General features: G+C 30.6%; 3 protein-coding genes. All 3 read left to right on the forward strand.

Annotation, left to right across the window (positions count from 1 at the left end):
* Positions 1-32 precede the first annotated feature (32 nt).
* Positions 33-395: a phage tail assembly chaperone G gene (gene gpG, locus ACF91D_RS30840; RefSeq protein ID WP_029376957.1), complete on the forward strand. Its 363-nt coding sequence runs from the start codon at positions 33-35 to the stop codon at positions 393-395.
* A gap of 32 nt (positions 396-427) precedes the next feature.
* Positions 428-580: a phage tail assembly chaperone GT gene (gene gpGT, locus ACF91D_RS30845; protein WP_326010116.1), complete on the forward strand. Its 153-nt coding sequence runs from the start codon at positions 428-430 to the stop codon at positions 578-580.
* Positions 581-607: 27 nt separating this feature from the next.
* The coding region (locus ACF91D_RS30850; RefSeq protein ID WP_392438569.1) for a hypothetical protein at positions 608-876 on the forward strand (269 nt) is incomplete at its 3' end.

Genomic DNA, 876 nt, shown 5'->3' on the forward strand with positions numbered 1-876 from the left:
AATAAACATATATATAAGGGAGCAATCAAACTATGGCTAAACGTAATTTTATTAAATTAACTCAAATCGACAAAAAAGGTAATGCAGTGACAGATACAGAAGGCAACGCAAAATTTGACACGTATATTACACCTACTCAAATCCCGTTCCGTAAGATTTATGATGCAGCAGATTTAATGGATGGAACAGAAGATGAAAACGCATCAGCACAATCAAATATCGACCAAATGTTAGACATGGTGGTTGATATCTATAATAAACAATTTACAAAAGATGATTTGTTAGACAGATTGCACGCACCAGACGCAGTAGAAGAATTACAACAACAAATTCAATTTATTGCTCAAGGACAAATGGATGAAGAAAGAAAAAAGGAACTAGCGAGAATAATTTAAAAACAATTTCTTATAAAGAGCATAAAGAAAACATGAAAAAAATAATGCTGCAAATGATGAAAGAAGGGGGCAAAGATATTAACGATATCTTGGATATGCCCTTTTCTTTTTTTATGGAATTAGTAAATGAATCTAATAAGAAGAATGTTAAGAAATCAGAATCAATGATTGATGCGTTCATGTAATACATCTCAAAAGAAGGAGGTGGAGTAATGGCAGAAAGAATAAAAGGATTACAAATTGACTTATCCATGAAAGATATGGGAGTTAGTAAAACATTAGCTGGAATAAAACGTGAGTTTAGATCATTAGATTCAAGTTTAAAATTATCAAGTAATAATTTTAAATATGGTGAAAAAAGCGCTGCATCTTATAAATCAAGAATGAATGATTTAGATGGTGCTATTAAATCTGGTACTACAAACTTAAATGAATTAGAAAAGCAATATAATGAAGTTTCACAAGCGCAAGGTTCTAATAG

This window comes from Staphylococcus sp. 231237_7MaSpsaltlick (genome assembly GCF_043107035.1).